This is a genomic window from Pseudomonas sp. QL9 (assembly GCF_041409665.1).
Taxonomy (GTDB): domain Bacteria; phylum Pseudomonadota; class Gammaproteobacteria; order Pseudomonadales; family Pseudomonadaceae; genus Pseudomonas; species Pseudomonas knackmussii.
On sequence record NZ_CP166971.1, the window covers coordinates 2,532,216 to 2,556,358 of the forward strand.

The 24,143-nt window shown below is 67.4% G+C and carries 20 protein-coding genes; 2 read left to right on the forward strand and 18 right to left on the reverse strand.

All coding sequences use genetic code 11. The features are described from left to right. Window positions 1-7: 7 nt before the first annotated feature. From ACA097_RS11995 to ACA097_RS12080, 18 genes are all read right to left on the reverse strand, one after another. Complete coding sequence (locus ACA097_RS11995; protein ID WP_371370239.1) at window positions 8-751, reverse strand: N-formylglutamate amidohydrolase; 744 nt, start codon at window positions 749-751, stop codon at window positions 8-10. Beyond that, window positions 735-2,066: a glutamine synthetase gene (locus tag ACA097_RS12000; protein ID WP_371370240.1), complete on the reverse strand. Its 1,332-nt coding sequence runs from the start codon at window positions 2,064-2,066 to the stop codon at window positions 735-737. The genes ACA097_RS11995 and ACA097_RS12000 overlap by 17 nt, the downstream gene beginning before the upstream one ends. A gap of 14 nt (window positions 2,067-2,080) precedes the next feature. Further along, window positions 2,081-2,722 carry an isochorismatase family cysteine hydrolase gene (locus ACA097_RS12005; RefSeq protein WP_371370241.1) on the reverse strand — a complete coding sequence of 214 codons (642 nt, stop codon included), beginning with the start codon at window positions 2,720-2,722 and terminating at the stop codon, window positions 2,081-2,083. Window positions 2,723-2,724: 2 nt separating this feature from the next. Then, window positions 2,725-3,582 (reverse strand): MurR/RpiR family transcriptional regulator, encoded by an 858-nt coding sequence (locus ACA097_RS12010; RefSeq protein ID WP_043248155.1) that lies wholly within the window; start codon window positions 3,580-3,582, stop codon window positions 2,725-2,727. A 524-nt stretch (window positions 3,583-4,106) separates the two neighbouring features. Continuing rightward, complete coding sequence (locus tag ACA097_RS12015; protein WP_160285461.1) at window positions 4,107-4,307, reverse strand: hypothetical protein; 201 nt, start codon at window positions 4,305-4,307, stop codon at window positions 4,107-4,109. A gap of 118 nt (window positions 4,308-4,425) precedes the next feature. Next, window positions 4,426-5,361: a LysR family transcriptional regulator gene (locus tag ACA097_RS12020; protein WP_201752529.1), complete on the reverse strand. Its 936-nt coding sequence runs from the start codon at window positions 5,359-5,361 to the stop codon at window positions 4,426-4,428. 374 nt (window positions 5,362-5,735) lie between these two features. Further along, window positions 5,736-6,440, reverse strand: a complete 705-nt coding sequence (locus tag ACA097_RS12025; RefSeq protein ID WP_043248151.1) for an NAD(P)H-dependent oxidoreductase — start codon at window positions 6,438-6,440, stop codon at window positions 5,736-5,738. 45 nt (window positions 6,441-6,485) lie between these two features. Then, on the reverse strand, window positions 6,486-7,904 hold the full coding sequence (locus ACA097_RS12030) for an aldehyde dehydrogenase family protein (protein WP_043248150.1): 1,419 nt from the start codon (window positions 7,902-7,904) through the stop codon (window positions 6,486-6,488). After that, a complete protein-coding gene (locus tag ACA097_RS12035; protein WP_160285459.1) occupies window positions 7,897-9,087 on the reverse strand; it encodes a pyridoxal phosphate-dependent aminotransferase in 1,191 nt (396 codons plus the stop codon). The genes ACA097_RS12030 and ACA097_RS12035 overlap by 8 nt, the downstream gene beginning before the upstream one ends. 53 nt (window positions 9,088-9,140) lie before the next feature. Beyond that, a complete protein-coding gene (locus ACA097_RS12040) occupies window positions 9,141-10,751 on the reverse strand; it encodes a 5-guanidino-2-oxopentanoate decarboxylase (RefSeq protein WP_371370242.1) in 1,611 nt (536 codons plus the stop codon). A 102-nt stretch (window positions 10,752-10,853) separates the two neighbouring features. Next, on the reverse strand, window positions 10,854-12,944 hold the full coding sequence (locus ACA097_RS12045; RefSeq protein ID WP_371370243.1) for an acetate--CoA ligase family protein: 2,091 nt from the start codon (window positions 12,942-12,944) through the stop codon (window positions 10,854-10,856). A gap of 12 nt (window positions 12,945-12,956) precedes the next feature. Further along, on the reverse strand, window positions 12,957-14,117 hold the full coding sequence (locus tag ACA097_RS12050) for an acyl-CoA dehydrogenase family protein (protein WP_043248142.1): 1,161 nt from the start codon (window positions 14,115-14,117) through the stop codon (window positions 12,957-12,959). A 16-nt stretch (window positions 14,118-14,133) separates the two neighbouring features. After that, window positions 14,134-14,922, reverse strand: a complete 789-nt coding sequence (locus ACA097_RS12055; RefSeq protein ID WP_371370244.1) for an enoyl-CoA hydratase/isomerase family protein — start codon at window positions 14,920-14,922, stop codon at window positions 14,134-14,136. A gap of 318 nt (window positions 14,923-15,240) precedes the next feature. Beyond that, window positions 15,241-16,650: an amino acid permease gene (locus ACA097_RS12060; protein ID WP_371370245.1), complete on the reverse strand. Its 1,410-nt coding sequence runs from the start codon at window positions 16,648-16,650 to the stop codon at window positions 15,241-15,243. A gap of 190 nt (window positions 16,651-16,840) precedes the next feature. Beyond that, the gene (locus tag ACA097_RS12065) at window positions 16,841-19,045 is read right to left on the reverse strand and encodes an ATP-binding protein (protein WP_371370246.1); all 2,205 of its coding nucleotides are present in this window, start codon (window positions 19,043-19,045) and stop codon (window positions 16,841-16,843) included. Continuing rightward, window positions 19,042-19,809 carry a substrate-binding periplasmic protein gene (locus ACA097_RS12070; protein WP_371370247.1) on the reverse strand — a complete coding sequence of 256 codons (768 nt, stop codon included), beginning with the start codon at window positions 19,807-19,809 and terminating at the stop codon, window positions 19,042-19,044. The genes ACA097_RS12065 and ACA097_RS12070 overlap by 4 nt, the downstream gene beginning before the upstream one ends. Window positions 19,810-19,811: 2 nt before the next feature. Further along, window positions 19,812-20,555, reverse strand: coding sequence for a response regulator (locus ACA097_RS12075; protein WP_371370248.1), 744 nt, complete (start codon window positions 20,553-20,555; stop codon window positions 19,812-19,814). Window positions 20,556-20,673: 118 nt separating this feature from the next. Beyond that, window positions 20,674-21,312 (reverse strand): TetR family transcriptional regulator C-terminal domain-containing protein, encoded by a 639-nt coding sequence (locus ACA097_RS12080; protein WP_371370249.1) that lies wholly within the window; start codon window positions 21,310-21,312, stop codon window positions 20,674-20,676. Window positions 21,313-21,506: 194 nt separating this feature from the next. On the opposite strand from ACA097_RS12080, the gene ACA097_RS12085 reads away from it, so the two are divergent. Together ACA097_RS12085 and ACA097_RS12090 are read left to right on the forward strand one after the other, a co-directional pair. Next, window positions 21,507-22,610, forward strand: coding sequence for a polyamine ABC transporter substrate-binding protein (locus ACA097_RS12085; RefSeq protein ID WP_371370250.1), 1,104 nt, complete (start codon window positions 21,507-21,509; stop codon window positions 22,608-22,610). A gap of 88 nt (window positions 22,611-22,698) precedes the next feature. After that, window positions 22,699-24,117, forward strand: a complete 1,419-nt coding sequence (locus ACA097_RS12090; RefSeq protein ID WP_371370251.1) for an aminotransferase — start codon at window positions 22,699-22,701, stop codon at window positions 24,115-24,117. The last annotated feature ends 26 nt before the right edge of the window (window positions 24,118-24,143 follow it).

Genomic DNA, 24,143 nt, shown 5'->3' on the forward strand with positions numbered 1-24,143 from the left:
CCCTCCCTCAGAGCCAGGGGTAAAGACGCTCGGCCCAGGCCGCGACCCCGGAAGGATCGCGCAGTCCATCGTTGCGGATTTCGATCAGCACGGCGTCGATGCCGCGCTCGTCACCATGCACCGGCACCGTCATGTCCTCGGCCGGATCAATGTCGTAGGGTTGGTTGGCGCCGATCTGGCCGCCATCCCGGCGCAGGCCTTCGATGATCCGCCGCGCGTAGCGCTCGGCACGGCCGAACAGCACGCCGGCCTCCCAGGGTCGCTGCACGCCGCGGTAACACGGCGTGAAGCTGTGCACGCCGACCAGACGCAGCGGCAGACCGTCCGCCAGGCGCTGGTCGATGAGCTCGCCCAGGGTCCGGTGGAAAGGCTCGAACAGTTGTCGCTGGCGCTCGATCCGGTTGGCCTCGGACAATCCCCGGTTGCCCGGAATCGGATAGATCTCGCTGTGTTCGGGGATGCTGTCGGGCGCCGTCAGCGGACGGTTCAGGTCGATCAGCAGGCGCGAGTAGCCGGCAGCCAACAGCGGCGCGTCAAGGCGCTCGGCCAGTGTCTCGGCCAGCGCCAGGGCGCCTATGTCCCAGGCGATATGCTCGCGGGACGCCGCCTCATCCAGCCCAAGCTGTTCGAGCTCCGCCGGGATGTACCGGCTGGCATGCTCGCAGACCAGCAGCACCGGACTGCGCCCCTGGGGGTTGATCAGGCGCAAGGGCGGGTCGCGGTAGATTCCGCGTTCAGTAGAGGCTGGCATAGCGATCGCACACCTGGTCGTCGGTGAGGTCACGGGTCAGCGCCAGCTCCTGGCGTTTCATCGCGAAGTAGGTCTGCAGCAGGGCAGGCGGCAGCTGCGCACACAGGGCATGGTCGTCCTGCAGCAGTTGCAGGGCCTGCTCCAAAGTTCCGGGCAATGCCCGGATGCCCAGAGCCTCGCGCTCGCTGGCGTCGAGCGAGTCCGGATCGACATCGGCCACCGCGTGCAGCGGCAAACGCTCCTGCACCCCCAGGCGGCCGGCGATAAGCACGGCGGCCATGGCCAGGTGTGGGGAGGCGGTGGCGTCCATCGGCCGGAATTCCAGGTTGAACTGCCGCGCCAGCGGCTTGCCGCCGAGGCTGACCACCGGACAGATGCGCAGCGCCGCCTCGCGGTTGCGCAGGCCCAGGCAGGCGTAGGCGGCGCTCCAGTGATGCGGTTTCAGGCGCAGATAGGAGACGGCTGTCGGCGCGGTCAGCGCGCACAGCGCCGGCAGGTGACGCAGCACCCCGGCGGCCCAGTGGCGGGCCAGTTCCGAAAGGTTGTGCGGCTGCTCGGCGTCGTAGAAGCGAGGCGTGCCGTCGAGGCTCTGCAGGCTCAGGTGCAGATGCACGCCGTTGGTCACCTCACCCGGCGCACGCAGCGGCGAGAAACAGGTTCCCAGGCCCATCTGCCGGGCGATCTCGCGGGTCACCTCGCGGACATTCACCGCACGATCGGCGGCGGCCACACCCTGGGTCGGCCGGCAAGTCACCTCGTACTGCAAGCGACCGTACTCCGGGAGGAACATCTCGGGATCGGCCCCAGCCTGTTCCAGCGCGCTCAGCACCCAGCCGGGAAAGTTACCCGCGGCACGCTGGGCCTGCAGCGAGAAGGCGCCCCCGGTTGCCTGCGGCAGGCCCAGCAGGGTGAATTCATGTTCGAAGGCAGCCGTGACCTGAAGGCCAAGTTCGCGGTAGCGGGCAATTTCCTCGCGCAGCAGGGTGCGCGGGCACACCGGCCATGGCGTGCCATCGGTTTCCACCAGATCGCCATGGTAGTAGTCCAGCGCCGGCGCCAGCGGGTCGGGTCCCTGCTCCACGCGCAGATGGCTGAGCGGATCGGGCAGCAGGCGCAAGTCGCCATGACTGCCCCAGGGATTGTCTTCGGCAATGATGTCCTGGGGGGTCAGCGCGCTGTTCGCCGGCACCCAGCCGCAGCCACTGGCCAGTTGCTCGGCGACTGCCGAGGTAGGCAATGATCGACCGCGGGTGATACCGGCGAGGTCGGTGGTGACGAAGCTGCTCAGGGGCAGCGGCCCGGTGGAATGGCTCATGGCATGCTCCGCGGTCAGTCGAGGTTGGCGATACGCGCCAGCACGGTGTCGGTGTCGGCGATCCAGCAGTAACCCTTGATGGCCTCCAGGCAGGCCTGGTGGCGCTCGGCGGTATGGGTGGCGCAGGCGTCCTCGACCAGGGTTACGAGGTAGCCGCGGTCGGCGGCGTCGCGCACGGCCATGTCCACGCACTGGTCGGTGACCACGCCGCAGACGATCAGGTGGCGCACCCCCAGGTTGCGCAGCACATAGTCGATGGCGGTGGAGTTGAAGACACCGGAGGAGGTCTTGGGCAGCACGATCTCGTTCTCCGTCGGCGCCAGCGCGTCTATCACCTGGGCATCCGGATGCCCCTTGGGCAGGTGCATGTCCGACAGCTTGTGATCGAGGGAGCGGTCGCGACCGTCGGCGGTGAGGCTCTCGATGATGGTGTGCAGCACGTCCTGCCCTGCCTCGCGCATGGCCGCCAGAAGGCGTTGCTGGTTGGGAATCACCTGGCGTTGCACGCGATCGTAGAAGTAACGCGCCTTGTCAGGATCGACGTGTGCATCGCGGCCGGGCACGACCCAGGCGTTCTGCATGTCGACGAACAGGATCGCGGTCTCGCCCCGGCGATAGGGCAAATCGCGCGGAGACGCGTGGGGCAGGCTGAACATGATCACTCCTCGAGCAGATGGGTGTTGAAGGCGGAACGCAACTGGTCGATGACCTCCAGGCGTTCATCCAGTTGGTTGTCGCTGCGCGCCACCAGGCTGGCGACCAGCGCTTCGACCTGTGCCATGGCGGGGACCAGGGAGTCGAACGGCGAGCTCGACTCCACCGGCGCGCTGACGATCAGGTCGGCCAGTTCGCGCAGTGGCGAGGCGTAGATATCGGTGAACAGCACCACGCGAGCGCCACGCGCCTTGGCGGTCTGCGCAACGAGCAGGGCCTGGGCCTGGTAACGCCGGTAGTCGAACAGCACCAGCAGCGACTGGCGATCCATGTCGTGCAGCAGGTCGGGCAGCGCCATGCCGTCGTCCAGCCACAGGCACCCACCGCGCAGCAGCCGCAGGTGGGTGACCAGGTAGCCGGCGAGGAAGCGACTGAAGCGGCCGCCGTGGCAGAACACGCGAAAGCGCGGGTCGAGCAGCCAGTCGCACAGCAAGCGGATGTCATCAGCCTGGGTCAGGCCAAGGGTGTGCTGCAGGTTGTCGCGCGTGTTAGCCAGGTAGCCTGACCAGGCGTCGGCGTCCTCCATGCGCTCGCGGCGTTCGGCAAGCAAGGTGCTCGGCGAGCGCAGGCGATCGTCGACGTCGCTGAGCAGGGTTTCCTGGAAATCGGCGTAGCCGCCGAAGCCGAGCTTCTTCACCAGCCGCAGGATGGTCGGATCGCTGACTCCGGCCTGCCGGGCCAGGCGCGCCATCGGGCCGAGGCCCAGGCGCGGGTAATCGTCGAGGAGAGCACGCAGGACCTTGCGTTCGGCCGGGGTCAGGACGACTTCCGGCGAAGCGAGGCGATCTTTGAGGCTGGGCATGGCAGCTTCCTTGGATGTTGTGGATGTTTTGTAGTGAAAATTTCAGATAACGGCAATATCTATTTTTATGTTTACTTCACTACATTTCCAGGCCAACAGCCTCCGAGGGCTCTGGAATGGTTATCTACAGGGAGTCTCTGCTTCTGGAGTGGGCGATGAATGGCAGATCGGCCGCCGCACGACCAAAAAAAAGGCCGCTGAAGTCAGCGGCCTTGAGGAGACGTCGATTGGAGCAATCTGAAATCGGCGTCAGGAAGTCGTGCCCTGTGATGCTTGCGGGCGCTCGCCGGGTGGCGAGAAGTGCGGCGGGCCGTCACGCAAGAAGAGGGGACAGGCCGGCGAATATGGGCAAGTTTATTGACCTATCTATTTCGCATCAATGCCGGTTCTGGCGAAAGACCTTTTCATTTTGTGTAAAAGTCATTCGCCGACTGCCGAATAAAAAAGCGCCGCGTTTCGTACGCGGCGCAAGGCATTGGGAATTCCGGCTCACGCACCGGCCTTCCCGGGGGAAAGTACGCCGATCAGGAATCGGTGTGGGACTTGGCGGCGGCCTTGCCGGCGGTGCGCTCGGCGTCGCCTGCTTGCTGGGAAGCGGCGATGGCGGCCTCGTTGGCTTTGACCATCTTGTCGGTCATCAGTCGGGACTCTTCGGCAAAGCTCAGTTGCACGAAGGACAGCGAACAAACGGACAGCAGGGCAGCAACAACAAGTTTACGGGACATGATTTTCGAACCTTTGATTGGCCCCGCTCGTTGGGGGCGAGACAAAGGTTACGACTCCGTGACAGCCAGAAAAATAGCAAGCTAACCAATAGACCATTGCCTATTGAGCAACAATCGTTCAAGCCCAGTGTTTCGCGTCGTTAAGCACGCGCTCGTCGGCATCGAAAGCGCTGGGCAATTCCTCCTTGAGGAACTCGACCCAGGTCCGAATCTTCGCGTCGAGGAATCGCCGCGACGGATAGAGCGCGAAGATCTGCCGCACGTGCAGGCGATGTTCGGGCAGTACCCGCACCAGTTCGCCCTGGCGCAACGCCGGAGCAGCCACGTAGCTGGGCAGCAGGCAGATGCCCATATTGGCGCGGGCAGCGCCGGCGAGGGCTTCGGCGACGTTGACCATGAAGGTGTCGCGCGGGCGGATCACGCTACCCTCGTTGTTCTCGTCGAAAGCCCAGCCTTCCGGAAAGGTCGGGTCCTGCAAGCGCAGGCAGCGGTGCTCGCGAAGGTCTTCGACAGCGCGCGGCGTGCCATGCCGGGCGAGATAACCGGGGCTGGCGCAAAGCACGCTGTAGATGGTGCCGAGTGTCTGGGCGACATATTCGGAGTCGGGCAGCTCGCGGTCGCGGGTGATGACCACGTCCTGGCCGTCCTCGAGGATGTCCGGCTGGCGCTGGGCCAGGGTCAGCTCGATGTAGACCTCCGGATGCTGCTCGCCGTAGCGCGAGATCAGCGGGATCAGGTGCTGCTGGCCCAGGCCGGTGAGCGAATGCACGCGCAGACGGCCCCGCGGACGCAGGTGCGCGCCGTTGGCTTCGGCCTCGGCTTCATCCACGTCGAGGAGGATCTCGCGGCAGCGCTGCAGGTAGCGCTCGCCGGTCTCGGTCAGAGCCAGGCGCCGGGTGGTGCGGTGCAGCAGGCGCGCCTGCAGGTGGCCTTCGAGATCCGAAACCACCCGCGACACCTGGGCCGTGGAAAGCCCCAGGGCATTCGCAGCGGCGGTGAAGCTGCCGGAATCGACCACGCGGGTGAAGACCCGCATCGCATGTAGAGTGTCCACTGTTGCCCCATCCGCAAAACTGAATCGCAGTATAGGGACATTTTCCTACAACCGTTGCCACGTATAGTGGCAACCAAGTCGCTGCAGCAACGGTGGGCTGTACAACTCCCATCGTCTGGCACCCGGCACACCCGCCGCTTGCCAACTCTCCCCCCGCGCATACCTGGCTGCAGCGACTGACCCTTTCCTCCAGGGCGCATGTCTCGATGATGTGCGCCCTTTTTCGTGGGCGCGCTTATCCGTTCACGGACACTGAAATACCCCTGTAGGAGCGCGCCATGCGCGCGAATCGCGGCCATGGGCCGCTCCTACAGGGGGAATCCAGGCGGAAACGTAGGGCGAATAACCGCGAAGCGGTTATCCGCCGTTTCGGCTCAACGCGGCAGCGGATACAGGCGCTCGTCGAACTGATCCAGGCGCACGAATTCCAGCGGCTGGTCCTGCTCCAGGCGCTGCAGGCGCTCCTGGTACTGGCGCAGGAAGTCCTGGCGCGCTTCGGTGCTGATGTAGGGCACGTGCCAGGCGACGAAGGGCGGCAGCACGCTCATGCCGGTGTAGGCCAGGGTGCCGCGCAGGATCGGCCGCAGCATGTCTTCCAGCGGGCCGTGGATCGCGTCTTCGCCGAACATGTGGTCGCGCCCGCCGAGGGTCACGGTCACCAGCGCTTTCTTGCCGGCCAGGCCGCCCTGGTCGTAGAAGCGCTTGCCGCCGTAGCAGATGCCCGAGACCAGCACGCGGTCGAACCAGCCCTTGAGGATGGCCGGCGCGGAGAACCAGTAGATCGGGAAGTTGAAGATCACCAGGTCCGCCCAGAGCAGCTTGTCCAGCTCGCCCTGGATATCGGCAGCGATGGTCTTGGCCTTGGCGCCTTCGCGCTGTTCCAGGGCGTACACCAGGTAGTCCGGGTTGGTGCGGTTGCCGAAGTCGGCGGCGCTGGCCACCGGGTTCCAGTTCATCGCGTAGAGGTCCGAGGTCTTCACCTCGTGGCCCTGGCCGCGCAGGGTTTCCTCGGCCAGTTGGTACAGCGCGGTGCTGAAGGACTGGGGTTCGTTGTGGGCGTGGACGATGAGTACGTTCATGGGAATCCTTGGATGCTGAGGGGAGGGCCCTGCCCTCCCCGTACTTCAGAGCTGGATGGCCTTGAGCTCGACGAACTCGTGCAAGCCCTGCTCGCCCCATTCGCGGCCGTTACCGGACTGCTTGTAGCCGCCAAAGGGCGCGCGGTAGTTGAAGGCACCACCGTTGACGAAGCATTGGCCGGCGCGCATCTGCCGGGCGAGGCGCAGGCCGTCTTCGCGGTCGCCGGCCCAGACCGCGCTGGACAGGCCGAACGGCGAGTCGTTGGCGATCTGCAGGGCTTCGGCTTCGTCGGCGTAGGGAATCAGGCAGAGCACCGGGCCGAAGATTTCCTCGCGGGCGATGCGCATCTGGTTGTTCACGTCGGCGAACACCGTCGGCTGCACGTAGTGGCCGCGCTCCAGGCCGAAGGGGCGATCAGCGCCACCGCAGATCAGGCGCGCACCCTCTTCCTGGCCGATGCGGATGTAGTCCAGCACGGTGCGGCGCTGGCCGGCCGAGCACATCGGGCCGAGGAAGCTGTCCGCATCCAGCGGGTCGCCGAGCTTCAACGCCTCGGCTTCGGCGCGGGCGATTTCCAGTGCTTCGGCGTAACGGCTGGCCGGCAGCAGCATGCGGGTCAGCGCAGTGCAGGTCTGCCCGGAGTTGATCATCACGTCCTGCACACCATGGCGCACGGCGGCTGCGAGATCGGCATCAGCGGTGATCAGGAACGGCGACTTGCCGCCCAGCTCCAGACACACGCGCTTGACCGTCGGCGCCGCAGCCTCGGACACGCGAATGCCTGCAGTGGTCGACCCGGTGAAGGACACCATGTCCACATCGGGATGCCGCGACAGCGCTTCGCCGACCTTCGAGCCGGGGCCGCTGACCAGGTTGAACACCCCGGCCGGCAGGCCGATGGCGTCGATCATCTCGGCCAGCAGGAAGGCGTGCAGCGGAGTGTCCTGGCTCGGCTTCACCACCACGGTGCAGCCGGCGGCCAGGGCCGGCGCGAGCTTGCCGATCAGCTGGTGCAGCGGGTAGTTCCAGGGGTTGATGAAGGCGCAGACGCCGACCGCTTCCTTCACGATCAGCGAGTTGCCGACCTCGCGCACTTCGTCCATGTGAGCAGCCAGAGGCGCGTAACTTTCCAGGCCCTCGATCGGACCGTCGACCTGCACCATGCGGCACCACTGCACCGGCATGCCCAGTTCGGCGGTGATCAGCGCGGCCATCTCGTCGGCGCGTGCTTTCAGCTGTTCGGCCAGGGCGCGGATGTAGCCGGCGCGCACGTGGGACGGCGTAGTCGACCAGGCCGGGAATGCGCGGCGCGCGGCGTCCACCGCGCGGTTCACGTCGGCTTCGGCGCCCAGCGGTACGCGGCCGATGACTTCCTCGGTGGCCGGGTTCTGCACCTCGGCCAGGCCCTGCCCTTGGGGCGCCACCCAGGCCCCGTCGATGTAGAGCTTCAGGCGGTCATGCATAGCGTTTCTCCTGCAAGAGTTCGGCGGCGCACAGGGCGATACGGCGGCAGGCTTCGCGCAGCGGCGCGGCGCCGAGCACCAGGCCCAGGCGGATGTGTCCGGCAGCGCTGGGGCCGAAGGCTTCGCCGGCCAGCACCGAGACGCCGAAGCGATCCAGCAGCAAGTCGGCGAACGCTTGCGCCGAGAGGCCGGTGGGGCGGATGTCGACCATCACGAACATGCCGCCGTCCGGACGCAGGGCGCGCAGGCCGACGCAGTCCTGCAGGCAGTCGAGGACCAGGTCGCGGCGCTGGCGGTAGGCCTCGCGCATGGCTTCCAGTTCCGGCAGCTGCGCTTCCAGGGCGGTGCAGGCGGCATCCTGGATGAAGTCCGGCAAGCCGTAGAGCATGCACAGGGCGAGGTTTTCCAGGTGCCCGCAGAGCGCTTCGGAACCGACCACCCAGCCCAGCCGCCAACCGGTCATGGCGTGGGACTTGGACAGGCTGTTGAGGGTCGCGGTGCGCTCGGCCATGCCTGGCAGGCTGGCCGGGCTGATGTGTTCGCCGTCGAAGATCAGCTCGCTGTAGACCTCGTCGGAAATCATCCACAGGTCATGTTCGACGCACAGCGCGGCCAAGGCCTCCCAGGTGGCGCGCGGCAGGCTCGCGCCGGAGGGGTTGTGCGGGCTGTTCATGGCGATGGCGCGGGTGCGCGGGGTGATGAGTTTCGCCACGTCCTCGGCCTGCACGCGGAAGCCGTGCTCGGAGCGCACCGACACCGGCACGACCTTGGCGCCGCAGGCACCGAACACCGCTTCATAGGTGACGTACATGGGCTCGGCGACTATCACTTCGTCGCCCGGGTTCAGCACGCACTGCGCCACGGCGTAGAGGGCGCACTGCGCACCGGCCAGCACCACGACGTTGTTCGCGTCCACGGCCTGGCCGCTGCGCTGGGTGTGGCGGCGGGCGATGGCTTCGCGCAGGCCGCGCTTGCCGCGCACGTCGGAGTAGTGGGTGTTGCCGCTGAGCAGGCTGTCGATGGCCGACTGCACGATGGGCGCCGGGGTGTCGAAGTCGGGATCGCCGACCGACAGTAGCAGGATGTCGTCGCCCTGCTCCATGCGCGCCAGGGCGCGGTAGTGGATGTCCCAGGCGGCAGCGCCGTCGCCGGCGATGCGTTGGGTGAAGTTCGAGAAGCGCATGGGGGAAGTCCTTCAATGCGCCGGGGCCTGGGCCCCGGCGGGTGCAACGGGGCCTACTTCGCGCAGGCGTGTTTCAGTTCGATGAGGGTCACGCCCGGGTGGGCGAAGCCTTCGCGCAGCTCGCGCTCCAGCTCGTCCAGGCTCTGCGGCTGGCGCACTTCGCAGCCGTAGGCGCGAGCCAGCAGGGCGAAGTCCGGGTTGCGCGGCAGGACGCCGATGGGCTCGATGTCGAGGCTGATCATGTCGTCGCGGATCTGCCCGAGCGCATCGTTGTTCCACAGCAACACCACCAGCGGGCTGTCCAGTTCCTCGGTGGCGGTAGCCAGTTCCTGCGCGGTGTAGAGGAAGCCGCCATCGCCCACCAGGATCAGGCCCGGACGCTCCGGCGCGCCGAACTTGGCGCCGATGCCAGCGGGCACGCCGTAGCCGAGGGTGCCGTAGCCGGTGGGGTGCAGCCAGCCGCGCGGCGCCTTGCTCGGGTAGAGGTAGTTGCCGCTGTAGGCGAGCTGGGTCATGTCGCTGGCGATGAAGGCATTGTCCGGCAGCGTCTTGGCGATGCGTTCGAGGATCGCCTTGTGGATAAGCTGCAGCGGCGCATGGCTGCCGTCGATTTGCTTGCGTAGCTGGGCAACGCGGTCACGGGCGCTGGAAGCATCACGGGCAGCAGCCGGCAGCGCAGCGAGCAGCGCTTCGGCGGTCGCTTTCGAGTCGCCCAACAGCGCCACGGCACTCGGGTAGAAGTCGTTGAACTTGCGCGAATCGACGTCGACGCGGATCACCTCGCCGGTCAGCGGCAGGCGCTCGCGCCAGTAGTCGGTGTCGGCCATCTCGGTGCCGATGGCCAGCACTACGTCCGCCTCGGCGATCATGTCCCAACCAGCCTGCACGCACAGCGTGGCACCAGCGGCGAGCGGTGCTTCCGGCGCCAGCAGGCCCTTGCCGGCGACGCTGGTGAACAGCGGCGCGGCCAGGCGCTCGCTGAGCGCGGCCAGGGCGTCGGCGGCATGCAACGCGCCGCCGCCGGCGATGATCATCGGGCGCTTGGCGGCGGCGAGCTTATCCACAGCCTGGCGCAGCGCATCGGCGCTCGGCAGGCCACGGCCGGCGCGGCGCACGACTTCGTTGGTCCAGTCGCGGGCGATGGGTGCGGCGAGTACATCGAGCGGTACCGAGATGTGCACCGGGCGCGGGCGCTCGCTGTCGAACACCGCGTAGGCGCGGGCGATCAGTTCGGGCAGGTCTTCCGGAGTCAGAGCGACGGCCGAGAACGCAGTGATCGGCGCGGTCATGGCGCGCTGGTCCTGGGTCTCGTGCAGGCAGCCCCAGCCTTTGCCCAGGCTGGCGGTGTGGTTGACGCTGGAGATCACCAGCATCGGCACCGAGTCGGCGTAGGCCTGGCCGATGGCGGTGGCGGCGTTGGTCACGCCCGGGCCGGTGATGATGAAGGCCACGCCGGGCTTGCCGCTGACGCGCGCGTAGCCGTCGGCCATGAAGCCGGCACCCTGCTCGTGGCGGGTCAGCACATGGCGGATGCCACTGCCGGGCAGGCCGCGATAGAGCTCCAGGGTGTGTACGCCGGGGATGCCGAATACGGTGTCGACGCCGTAGTTGGCCAGCAGGCGGACCAGGGCCTGGCCGCCGGTGAGGGTGTTGTTGTTCTGCATGTTCACTCCTCGAATCGTTTTTTTCGTAGGAGCGAGCTTGCTCGCGAACAGCCCCGTAGCGGGGTCGGGTTCGCGAGCAAGCTCGCTCCTACAAGGGGTTGGTCATTCGGCGGTACGGACCAGCGCGTCTACCGCGACGGCACCTTCGGCATTGACCAGCAATGGGTTCACATCCAGTTCCAGCAGGCTGTCGGCGTGCTCGCAGGCGAAGTCGGCCACCGCGCGGATGGCGTCGACCAGCTTGTCCATGTCCACCGCCGGACGACCGCGGAAACCGGTGAGCAGCGGCGCGCTGCGCAGGCTGTGCAAGGCATCGCGGATGGCCGAGTCGGTGGTTGGCAGCAGCAGGCTGCGGCTGTCCTTGAGCAGCTCGACGAGGATGCCGCCGGCGCCCAGCACCAGGGCCAGGCCGAAGCCAACCTCGCGCTTGATGCCGACGATCAGCTCGGCCAGCGGCGGGCTCGCCATGCGCTCCAGCAGGACCTGGTCGAAGGCCACATTGGGCGCGTGCTTCGCCAGGTTCTCGCGCATGTCGAACAACGCTGCTTCCAGGGCCGCCTCGTTGCGCAGGTTGAGCGCCACGCCACCGGCTTCGGTCTTGTGCGGCAGGTCGGCGCTGACCGCCTTGAGCACCAGCGGATAGCCGAGGTCGGCGGCAGCCTCGCGGGCCTGGCCAGGCGTACTCAGCACGGCGGCCGGCAGCGGCAGGCCGAAGGGCTTGAGCAGTTGCTTGGATTGCCACTCGTCGAGCAGGCGGCCCTCGCCTTCAAGCGCTTGCGGGCACAGCGGGACGAGCGCTGCTTCACCACGCGCCAGCAGCACCTCGCGGCGCTGACGGTAGTGGGCGATGCGGCCCCAGGCGGCGAGGCCGTCCTCCACACCTTGCAGCGCAGCGACGCCATGGCCGTGCAGCAGTTCGCGGGCATGCGCTGGCAGCAGTTCGGGCAGCGCCGAGGCGATGAAGCCGACCTTGTCGTGGCGCTTCAGCGCCGCGCAGTACAGCTCCAGCAGCAGGTCGCATTGCGGACGCTCGCCGGTCTCTTCGCCCGGGTAGTCGAGCACCAGCAGCGCGGCGTCGGCTTCGGTTTGCAGAGCGCTGTCGAGCATCCTTTCCAGCGCCGGACCGTCGCCCCAGATGGCGGTGGTGAAGTCCAGCGGGTTGGCGATGTTGGCGTAGTCCGGCAGCACCTGGGCCAGCTCGGTGCGCTGCGCGTCGACCAGCTTGGGCAGGCTCAGGCCATTGCGTTCGGCGTAGTCGGCGATCAGCCCGGCGTCACCGCCGGAGCACGCCAGCGCGGCCAGGCTCGGGCCGGCCGGCAGGTTGCCGCAGGCGGCAGCCTTGAGGGTTTCGATGAAGCTCACCGGGCCGCTGACGCGGATCACGCCGAGGCGATCGAAGAGCGCATCGTAGAGTGCGTCGGAGCCGGCCAGCGAGCTGGTGTGGCTGAGCGCGAGTTCCGCGCCGATCTGCGACACGCCGGTCTTCAGGGCGATGATCGGGATGCCCTTCTGCAGCGCCTTGTGAGCTGCGCGGGCGAAGCCGGGGACGTTCTTCAGCCCTTCCAGGTGCAGGCCGATGGCGGTGACGCGCGGCTCGTCGAGCAGAACGTCCATCAGTTCGGAAACGCCCAGCTGCGCCTGGTTGCCGACCGACGCCATGTAGGCTATCGGCAGCGAGCGGTCGCTCATCGACAGGTTGTAGGCGAAGTTGCCGCTCTGGGTCAGCACCGCCACGCCCTTCTCGACGATGTGCCCGCCGTGGGCCACCGGCCACAGGGCCGAGCCGTGCAGGTAGTCGAGCAGGCCGTAGCAGTTCGGGCCGAGCAGGGCCATGTCGCCGGCGGCTTGCAGCAGGCGCGCTTGCAGGGCCTCGCCTTCGGTGCCGGTCTCGGCGAAGCCGGAGGCATAGCAGATGGCGCCGCCGGCGCCCTTGGCAGCCAGTTCGGCGACGGCCTGCAGGGTCAGGTCGCGGTTGGTGGCGACGAAGACCGCGTCCGGGCCTTCGGGCAGTTCGGCGATGCTGCGTACGCAGGGCACGCCTTCGAGCTCGTCGTATTGCGGGTTGACCAGCCACATCCGGCCGGCGAAGCCGCCTTCGGCGCAGCGCTTGAGCGCGCGCGCCATGCTGCGACCGCCGATGAAGGCCAGGTGCTTCGGGGCCAGCAGGCGCTTGAGGTTTTCACGTTGGCTCATGGCGATCACCGATCAACGCAGCAGCGGGCGCAGCAGTTCGCGGGAAATGATGTGGCGCTGGATTTCCGAGGTGCCTTCCCAGATGCGCTCGATGCGCGCGTTACGCCAGATGCGCTCGACCGGGCCTTCGTCCATCAGGCCCATGCCGCCGAAGATCTGCACGGTCTCGTCGGCGACCTTGCCCAGCACTTCGCTGGCGAACAGCTTGGCCATGCCGGCCTCGCCGTCGGTCATGCTGCCCTGGTCCATCTTCCACGCGGTGTGCAGGGTCATCAGCTCGGCAGCGCGGATCTGCGTGGCCATGTCGGCGAGCTTGAAGGAGATGCCCTGGTAGCTGCCGATGGCCTGGCCGAACTGCTTGCGGTCGGCCGACCACTGCAGCGCCAGGTCCAACGCGCGCTGGGCCTGGCCGACGCAGTTGGCGGCGACCATCACGCGGCCGGCGGTGAGCCAGGCGTTGGCTACTTCCCAGCCCTTGTCGACTTCGCCGAGGACCTTGGAAGCCGGCACGCGGCAGTCGTCGAAGAAGATTTCGTAGGTGTGGTAGCCCTTGTTGCTGACGCAGCGCGGGCCACGGCGCACGGTCATGCCCGGGGTGCCCTTGTCGACCAGGAAGGCGGTCACGGCGTTGCGTTTCTTGCCGTTGCGCTCGTAGCTGTCGGTCACCGCGAAGACGATGGCGAAGTCGGCGTGGCCGGCGTGGCTGATGAAGTGCTTGGCGCCGTTCAGCACGAAGTCGTCGCCGTCACGCACGGCGCGGGTCTTGATCGAGTTGGCGTCGGAGCCGGCGCCCGGCTCGGTGAGGGCGAAGCAGTCGATCTTCTCGCCCTGCACCACCGGCAGCAGGTAGTCCTGGATCTGCTCGCCCTTGCACGCCATGAGGATCTTCGAGGGCCGCGCGACGAACACGTGCAGCGCCCAGGAGACTTTGGAAAGCTCGCGCTCGACCAGCGCCTGGGACAGGTAGTCCAGGCCGCCGCCACCGACTTCCTCGGGCATGTTGAAGGCGTAGAAACCGGCGGCGATGGCCTTGCCGCGAATCTGTGCGGCCAGCTCCGGGGACACGGCGTCGGCGCGGTCCACTTCTTCCTCGTGGGGCAGCAGTTCCTTCTCGACGAAGGCCTTGACCGCCTCGACGAGCATTTCCTGTTCCTGGGTCAGTTTGAAGTCCATGGAATCACCTCGCCGCTCAGCGGCCTTTGAATTGGGGGGAACGTTTTTCGGCCACGGCGCGCAGGGCTTCGGCGGCATCCTCGCTGCGGCCGCAGAGCAGGCCGGCGGCCTGTTCGGCCTCCAGCTGCTGGGCCAGCGAGCGGTTGGCGCCGTCGCGGATCAGGCGCTTGGTCTGGGCGAAGGCGAAGGTTGGGCCGGCGGCCAGGCGCGCGGCGAATTCGCCCACAGCTTCGAGCAGCTGTTCGTCGGCGATGACTTCACCGACCAGGCCGGCGGCCAGGGCGCGTTCGGCGTTCCACAGTTCGTCGAGGAACAGCAGGCGCTTGGCGGCTTCGCTGCCGATCAGCCGCGGCAGGTGCCAGCTGGCGCCGGCGTCGGGGCTGTAGGCCATGCCGGTGTAGCCGGCCTTGAAGCGCGCGGAGGCGGCGGCGATGCGGAAGTCGCAGCACAGCGAGAGGTCCATGCCGGCGCCGACGGCGGTGCCGTTGACGGCGGCGATGGTCGGCTTGTCCAGGGTGTGCAGGCGGGTCATCAGGGCGTGGGCGGTTTCAGTCCAGCCGTAGCTTTCCAGCTCGCCGCGGGCCTCGGCCTCGGCCCATTCGGCGAGGTCGGCGCCGGCGCAGAAGCCACGGCCGCTGCCGGTCAGCACCAGGACGCGCACGGCCGGGTCGGCTTCATGGGCGTCGAGCAGGGCGAGCAGAGCCTTGAGGGTGGGGACGTCGAGCGCGTTGCGCTGCTGCGGGCGGTTCAGGGTGATCCAGGCGATACCGTCCTGGACCCGGCTGAGCAGGGATGCGTGAGTCATGCTGGCCTCGTTGTTGTTGTCGCATGAGGGCGGGTGATGGCGACAATACTAAACAAGTGTTCAGCAAGACGGCAATGCACCCGAAAGGGGGGCTTGTAACGCCCCGACCGATGGCGCGAAGGCCGCGTGGTGCGGGGGCTACAGGGAAAGAAGGGGGAAGACGGCGGGGCCTGTTACAACTTCGAACAAACGGCCCTGCGGGCCTTCGCGGATGAGATCCGCTCCTACGCCCGTGCTGCCACCAACCGTAGGAGCGGACCTTGTCCGCGAAACGAACGAGGTCCCACGCGGGGGCCTCGTTGTGGTGCGGACGCAGGCTCAACCGATGCTCGGCACCGCCTCGCTCGCAAGCTGCGGGCGCTTGCGCTGGAGCACGTAGTACGCCAGGTAGCAGGCCGCCATGAAGCCGAAGCCCCAGTACAGCGACGGACGCTGGGTCGGGTCCAGGGCGAGGAACACGAAGAGCGCGCAGCAGATCGCGATGCAGGCCAGCGGGATCAGCGGGAACAGCGGCGCCGCGTACTTCAGGTCGGCGACGGTGCCGCCCTTGGCCATGTGCTCGCGGCGGAAGCGGTACTGCGCGTAGGCGATGACGATCCAGGTCACGGTGCCGGCCATGCCGCTCACCGCCATCAGCACCATGAACAGGGTGTCGGCGGCGACCACGCTGGTCAGCAGCGACAGCAGGGCGAAGGCCAGGCTGATCAGCAGGGCATACAGCGGTACGCCACGGGCATTGAGCTTCGACAGCGCCTTGGGCGCCATACCGGTTTTCGACATCGCCCAGAGGATGCGGGTCGAGGCGTATAGGCCGGAGTTACCCACCGAGAGAATGGCGGTGAGGATCACGAAGTTCATCAGGTCGGCGGCGTAGGGGATGCCGACCATGTCGAACACCTGGACGAAGGGGCTCTCCATCAGCCCGGCCTTCTGCCAGGGCACGATGGCCGCCAGCACCAGGATCGCCAGGACGTAGAAGATCAGCACGCGGAACACCACGTTGCGCACGGCGCGCGGGATGCTCTTCTCCGGCTGGTCGGTCTCGCCGGCGGCGACGCCCATGATCTCGCAGCCCTGGAAGGCGTAGACCACCGTCATCATCACCGCGAACACCGCAGACAGGCCGTTGGGGAACAGGCTGTCGCCGATCAGGTTGTGCATCAGCGGCGCGGGCTCGCCGCTCTTCAGGTGGATGCCGCCGAAGATCACCAGCAGGCCGACCACGATGAAGCCGAGGATGGCAGCGACCTTGATCCCGGAGAACCAGTACTCGGCCTCGCCGAAGGCGCGGGTGGCCAGGGCGTTGAGGGAGAACAGCACGACCACGAAGAAGCCCGACCAGATCCAGATCGGCACCTCGGGGAACCAGCGGGTCATCAGCATGCCGGCGGCGGTGAATTCCAGGCCGACGGTGGAGGCCCAGCTCATCCAGTACACCCAGCCGATCATGAACCCGGTGGCCGGGCCGATGAAGCGCGTGGCGTGGGCCTGGAAGGAGCCGGAAACCGGCATCTGCACCGACAGCTCGCCAAGGCAGACCATCACCAGGTACATCAGCAGGCCGGCGACCAGATAAGCCAGCACGGCGCCTGCCGGGCCGCCCTGGTTGATGGTGACACCAGCGCCCATGAACAGGCCGGTGCCGATCACGCCGCCCAGGGACAGCATGAAGATGTGGCGGCTCTTGAGCGCGCGGGTGAGCTGGATGCGGTCTTTCGATTCAGACATGGCGCACCCCCGGGAAACGGCGGGCGCGGCGAAGCGGAACTCTACGTTGGATCATTATTGTTATCTCCAATCTGTCAGAGGCCGTGGCTCGAGCACGGATGCCCCCGATTATTGGAAGGCGATGTAAGACGGCGTTGTACGGCGGGATCGAAGATGTAAAAAGCTGTAAGGAATTTGTCGCAACCGCGCCCTACGGCTGCAAATGCGCCTCGGCGGCGGCGCGTTGCGCGTCGATGCGTTCGGCCCAGCCTTGCAGCGGTTCGCCGGCCAGGGCCGCTTCTTCCAGCGCGTGCAGGCAATCGCCCAGGCCGCGCAGGCCCATGGACTGGCAGCTGCCGGCCAGGCGGTGGGCGAGACTGGCGGCTTCGGTGCTGTCCTCGGCTCGCAGCGCCTCGTGCAGCATCGGCAGTTGCTGCGCCAGCGACTCGCGAAGGATGCCGAACAGCTCTCGCACCCGATGTTCGCCGAGCAGTTCGCGGTGAGTCGCCAGCACCTGTTCGTCGAGCACGCCATCCGCCGGCGCCTCCGCACCAGGCTCGTGCAGCTCGGTCAGCGCACGGCGCAGGTCGTCTACGCGCAGCGGCTTGGCCAGCACGCCCTGCATGCCGGCGTCGAAATAGCGGCGCACCAGCGCGGGTTGCACGCTGGCGGTGAAGGCGAGGATCGGCGCTTCGCGGTTGCGCCCGTCCGCCTGCACGCGGATCGCCTGGCACAGCTCGACGCCGCCCATGCCCGGCAGATGCATGTCCAGCAGGATCAGGTCGAACGCTTGCTCGCGGCACAGGTGCAGCGCCGGTTCGGCGTCCTCGGCGAGCCACACTGAATGGCCGTCGCGCTTGAGCAGCCCCTCGGCCACCTCGCGGTTGAGCGGCACGTCTTCCACCAGCAGTACGCGCAGGGCTCGTTCGATCCTGGGTACCGGCACGGCAACCGGCGCGGGCGCACTGGCCGGCAACAATTCGAGTTCGAACCAGAAGGTGCTGCCCTCGCCTTCCCGGCTTTGCACGCCGATGCAGCCACCCATGGCTTCTACCAGCCGCTTGCTGATCGCCAGGCCCAGGCCGCTGCCGCCGTAGCGCCGCGCCACGTCCTCGCTGGCCTGGGTGAAGCGCTCGAAGATGCGCGCCTGCACCGCCTCGGGAATGCCGATGCCGTCATCGACCACGGCGAAGCGCAGGCGCTGCGCCTCGCCCTCCTCTGCCAGCAGGCTCACTTCCAGGCGGACCTCGCCGCCTTCGGTGAACTTCACCGCGTTGGCCACCAGATTGCTCAGCACCTGCCGCAGCAATTGCTCGGCGCCACGGCAGCGCTGGCGTACGGCCGGATCGAGATGCAACGACAGCTGCGTCGCGTTGCCCGCAGCACGCGGTTCGAGCAGGGTAAGGACTTCGTCGAGCAGTTCGCCGAGTTCGAAATCCACCGGCTCGGGCAGGCTGGCGCCGTCCTCCAGGCGGGCGAAATAGAGCACTTCGTTGAGCACCGCGAGCAGCCCTTCGCCGGCCTTGTACAGGGCATGCAAGCGCTTGCGCTCCAGCTCGCCAAGGGGCGCGTCGCGCAGCAGTTCGGCCATGCCGAGGATGCCGTTGAGCGGGGTGCGGATCTCGTGGCTCATGGTTGCCAGGAAGCGCGTCTTCGCCTGGTTGGCCGCCTCGGCTTCGTCCTTGGCGCGGCTCAGGCTGTCGGTGCGCCGCTCGACCTGCCGCTGCAGCTCGGCGCGCTCTTCGCCCAGGGCCTGGCGCATGTCGTCCATCGCGTGGGCCACGGTGTCGATCTCGTCGTCTTCGGCGCGGATGCGCTTGTCCAGCCGCAGTGGGCGTTGAAGGTCGCCGCCGGCCATGCGCCCGGCGAACTCGGCCATGCGCCCCAGGTGACGCGTCACCAGGCTGTGGAACTGCCAGCTCAGGGCCACCGCCAGGCCGCAGAGGAACAGGCCCATCCACAGCAGGTTGCTCAGCCCGCCATGCCAAAGGCGGCGGTAGATGGCGCCCAGGTCGATGGCCACGACCAGCTCCCCGAGGGCACGCTGCTCGCCATCGGGCGGCTGGTAGCTCAGCGGGAAATGCTCGACGCGCAGCGGGCCGAGTGCCTGGATGTCGCCCTGGATCAGGTTGAAGTCCGGGCTGGCGAGACTGGCCCAGGCGATGTCCGGGAAGTCCACCAGGCCGTGCAGCTGCACGTTCAGCTGGACCTGGTTGAGGTCCCACAGGCTGCGCTCGAAGCTGGCCAGGTAGCCGCTGCGGATCAGCTCCAGGCGCGCGTCGATGTCGCGCATCTCGCGGCGGTATTCGAGGTACAGCTGCACGCCGCCGGCGAGCAGGGTGAAGCACAGGCTGAAGGCCAGGACCCGCAGGAGCAGGCGCCGGGCCAGCGGGCCGGGAGTGCGCAGGGCCTTCATTGCGCGGTGTCTTTGGCGAGCATGGCGCGGTAGTCGCGCTCGCTTTCGTCGAGCCAGCGCGCGAGGCTGCCATCGGCCGCCAGACGCTTCAGGGCGCTATCGATCTCGGGCAGGCGCGGCACCAGCGCCGAATGCCGCGAGACCGCCAGGCGCAGGTAGTCGACGGTGATCGGCCGGGGCGCATCGACGATGTCCGCACCGCCCGGCAGGCGCTCGACCAGCAGGCGCCCGGTGCGCCGCTCGTAGGGGATGAAGTCGATGCGCCGGCGGATCAGCTTGCCGAAGTTCTGCGTGCTGTCGGAGACGTATTCGATGGTGTCGTGGCTGGCGACGAAGCGGTCGAAGTCGGCGCCGTAGCTCTCGCCGAACAGCAGCCCGCCACGGTACTGCGCGAGGTCGTCGAGGCGCTCGAAACGCACCGGCTTGCGGCGGTTGTAGAAGAGCGCGACTTCCTCGCGCAGCACCGGCGTGTTGGCGAACAGCAGGCCCTGGTCACGCTGTTCGGTACGGTAGGCGAGCACCACGTCGACGCGCCCGGCGGCGGCGTCGAGCAGGCAACGCTTCCAGTTACCCAGATTCACCACCTGCACGTCGTAGCCGAGCTCGCCGAGCACTGCCTTGACCGTCCGAGGAGCGAGGCCGCGCACTTCCGGGCCGTCGCTCCAGGACACCGGCGGGTACACCGGGTAGTCGCAATAGCGGATGGGTTCGGCGGCCGTCGCCAGTCCGCACAGCAATACGCCGAGCAGCGCCAGCCAGCGCATGCTCAGGCGTCGCTGGGCGCCGCGGTGAACAGGTAGCCGGCGCCGTGGATGGTGATGATGAGCTCGGGCTCGGCCGGGTCGTCGCGCAGCTTGCGGCGCAGGCGGCCGACCAGCACGTCGATGGAGCGGTCATTGGGCAGCCACTCACGGTTGCGGATCTGGTCCATCAACTGGTCGCGGCTGAGGGTGTGGCCGCTGTTGCGCAGGAACACGCTGAGCAACTGGAACTCGCCGTGGGTTAGCGGGGTTTCGCTGCCGTCGCGGTCGATCAGCCGGCGGCGGTCGGCGTCCAGTTGCCAGTGGGCGAAGCGCTTGAGCTGCTGGCGCGGCGCGGCGGCGGCCGGCGCTGGGCTGCGCGCGTGACGCACGCGGCGAATCAGGTTCTTCGCGCGCGACACCAGCTCGCGCGGGTTCGGCGGCTTGATCACGTAGTCGTCGGCGCCGCATTCCAGGCCGACGATGCGGTCGATGTCGTCGTTGCGCCCGGTGATGAGGATGATGCCCACCTCCGAGCGCACACGCAGTTCGCGGGTCAAGGTCAGGCCGTCCTTGCCGGGCAGGCGAATATCCAGCAGCACCAGGTCGAACGGCGGGCCGTCGCGCTCGGCATCTGCCAGCGCGCTTTCCGCCGCTTCGGCGGTGCTCGCGCAGGCGACCTCGTAGCCCTCCCCGGCGAGGTAGGACTGGAGGAGTTCGCGGATCAGCGGATCGTCGTCGACGATCAGTACACGGGGAGCCATCGCCAATACTCTGCTGCGGACGCCGGCGAGGTCGCGGCGGAATTCTTATTAGAGGAACAGCGGTGTGGGAACCTTCCCACAAGACCGCGCAGAGTAGCGGTAGCTGAACGCGCGATCAATAACTCTACGGGCGCCGGGTGAAGCGCTGCCGACCGCCGGCCTGCAAGCCATCTACCCAGGCCTCGCAGACCTGCACGCCCTGCTCCGGGGTGAAGGTGCTGGGGTTCAGCCCGGACTCCAGCCAGAGCCCGTCGAGCATGGCGGACAGGGCGATGGCGGCGAGCTCGGCGTCGAAATTCTTCCAGCCCTCCTCCTCGGCCAGCTGGTTCAGCGCCTGCGCCAGCAGCGCGCGGTACTCGCCATAGGAGTGGTCGTGGGCCTGGTTGATCGCCTCGGCGGTCTTCACCGCGCCCCAGAAGGCCAGCCAGGCATCGAGCAGTTGCGGGTCGAGCAGTTCGGCGCTGAAGGAGGCGCGGAAGAACGCCGACAGGCGCGCGCGGGCATCCGGTGCGGCTTCGGCGATGGCCTCGCGCAACAGCTGCATGACCCGACCGGTGACGGTCAGGTAGGCCTCGGCGACCAGCTCGTCCTTGCCCGCGTAGTGGTGGTTGATCAGCCCCACCGAGACACCCGCCTCGGCGCAGATCTTGCGGATCGACGCGCCCTGGAAGCCGTGGCGCTTCAGGCACGCCAGGGTCGCCTCGATCAGCAGCGCCTTGCGCTGTTCGGGTTCCAGCCGGGAAAAGCGCACTTCCTGGTTCATCGCCTACCGCTCCTGTCGCGCATGGCCTGTGGAGAACCCGCGCCACCAGGCGCGGACGCCGATCATCGGCGGGTTTCGCCGCAATGCGCAACAGCATATCAGCCACACCCACCCATTCGGGGAATGGCCCGCGAAGGCCGGTCGGCGGACAGTGGGCCGGCACGACCCGAACAACAACCATAGGTGGGAGTGACATGTACAAGACTCTTGCAGCAGCTCTGGGCGCGGTTTTCGCGCTAAGTCCGCTGTTCGGCCACGCGGCGGATGCCGACGGCGCCAACACGTTGCGGCTGTACAACTGGACCGACTACATCGGCGAACACACCATCGCCGACTTCGAGAAGGCCACCGGTATCAAGGTGATCTACGACACCTTCGATTCCTACGAGACGGTACAGGGCAAGCTGCTGCCGGGGCGTTCCGGCTACGACCTGGTCGTCATCAATGCCGCCCTGGTCCCGCCGCTGCTCAAGGCCGGCGTGTTCCAGCCACTGGACAAGAGCCAGTTGCCCAGCTGGAACAACCTCGACCCCGAAGTGCTCAAGCACCTGGACCACTACGATCCGGGCGTGAAGTACTCGGCGCCCTACACCTGGGGCAGCAACGGCATCACCTACAACATCGACAAGATCAAGCAACGCATGCCGGACGCGCCCATCGGCTCGCTGGCGATGCTGTTCGATCCGAAGGTGGTGTCGAAATTCGCCGATTGCGGCGTGACCATCATCGACTCGCCCACCGACGTGATCCCGCTGGCGCTGACCTACCTCAAGCGCGACCCGAACAGCGCCGACCCAGCCGACCTCAAGGCCGCCCAGGACCTGCTGACGTCGATCCGTCCGTACATCCGCAAGTTCGACTCCACCAGCTACCTCAACGGCCTGGCCAACGGCGACCAGTGCATGGCCATGACCTGGTCCGGCGACTACGCCACCGCCCAGGCCCGCGCCGACGAGGCCGGGGCCAAGGTCAAGCTGGGCTACTTCGTGCCCAAGGAAGGCTCGCTGATCTGGTTCGACGACTTCTACATCCCGTCCGATGCGCCGCACGTGGCCAACGCGCACAAGTTCATCGAATACATGCTGCAGCCGAAGGTGGCCGCCGACGTCAGCGACTACATCCGCTACGCCACCAGCAACGGCGCGGCCAAGCCGCTGCTCGCCGAGCAGGTGCGCAACGACCCGGCGATCTACCCGGACGCCGAGACCCGTGCCCGGCTGTTCACCCAGAAGGTCCAGGGGCTCAAGGCCACGCGCCTGATCACCCGCACCTGGGCCGCGGTGAAGACCGGAACCTGACGTTCAGGAATCCCTGCGCCCCGCCACCCGACGGCGGGGCCAGGCAAAAGGAAAGAAAGAGATGAAACCGCAAGATCGAGGTATTGCCATGACCAGCCCATCCACTGCCTTCTTCGCCCAGTTCGACGACGAAAAACTGGTCGCCGCCGACAAGGCCCACTACGTCCACGGCTACCACGTGTTCGACGACCACCGCGAAAACGGTGCGCTGAACATCGCCGCCGGCGAAGGCGCGTACATCTACGACACCAAGGGCAACCGCTACCTGGATGCCGTCGGGGGCATGTGGTGTACCAACATCGGCCTGGGCCGCGAGGAGATGGCCGAAGCCATCGCCGACCAGGTGCGCCAGCTGGCCTACTCCAACCCCTTCTGCGACATGGCCAACGTCACCGCCATCCAGCTCTGCGAGAAGCTCGCCGAACTGGCCCCGGGCGACCTCGACCATGTGTTCCTCACCACCGGCGGCTCTACCGCCGTGGACACCGCCTACCGGCTGATCCAGTACTACCAGAACTGCCGCGGCAAGCATTCCAAGAAGCAGATCATCAGCCGGGTCAACGCCTACCATGGCTCGACCTTCCTCACCATGTCGCTCGGCGGCAAGGTTGCCGACCACCCGGCGGAGTTCGACTTCCTCAAGGACTTCATCCACCACATCTCCTGCCCGAACCCCTACCGCGCGCCGGAAGGGATGACCGAGGGCGACTTCCTCGAATTCCTAGTCAAGGAGTTCGAGGACAAGATCCTCGAACTGGGCGCCGACAACGTCGCGGCCTTCTTCGCCGAGCCGATCATGGGCTCGGGCGGCGTGATCATCCCGCCGGTTGGCTACCACAAGCGCATGTGGGAGGTGTGCCAGAAGTACGACCTGCTCTACGTCGCCGACGAGGTGGTGACCTCCTTCGGCCGCCTGGGCGCGTTCTTCGCCTCCGAAGACGTGTTCGGCATGCAGCCGGACATCATCACCACCGCCAAGGGCCTGACCTCCGGCTACCTGCCGCTGGGCGCGTGCATCTTCTCCGAGCGCATCTGGAAGGTGATCGCCGAGCCGAACCAGGGCCGCTGCTTCAGCCACGGCTTCACCTACAGCGGCCATCCGGTCAGCTGCGTGTCGGCGCTGAAGAACATCGAGATCATCCAGCGCGAGAACCTGCTGGAGCACGTCAAGGATGTCGGCAGCTACCTGGAGCAGCGCCTGCAGGAACTGGCCGGGCTGCCGCTGGTGGGCAGCGTGCGCTGCCAGAAGCTGATGGCCTGCGTCGAGTTCGTCGCCGACAAGCGCAGCAAGACGCTGTTCCCGGAGGAGCTGAACATCGGCGAGAAGATCCACCTGCGCGCGCAGAAGCGCGGCCTGCTGGTGCGCCCGATCGTGCACCTGAACGTGATGTCGCCGCCGCTGACCATCACCCACGCACAGGTCGACGAGATCGTCGACACCCTGCGCGAGGCGATCCTCGAAACCGCCGAGGACCTGAAACGCAGCGGCGACTACGCGGGGCACTGATGCGCGGAGGCGGCGCTTTGCTCCTG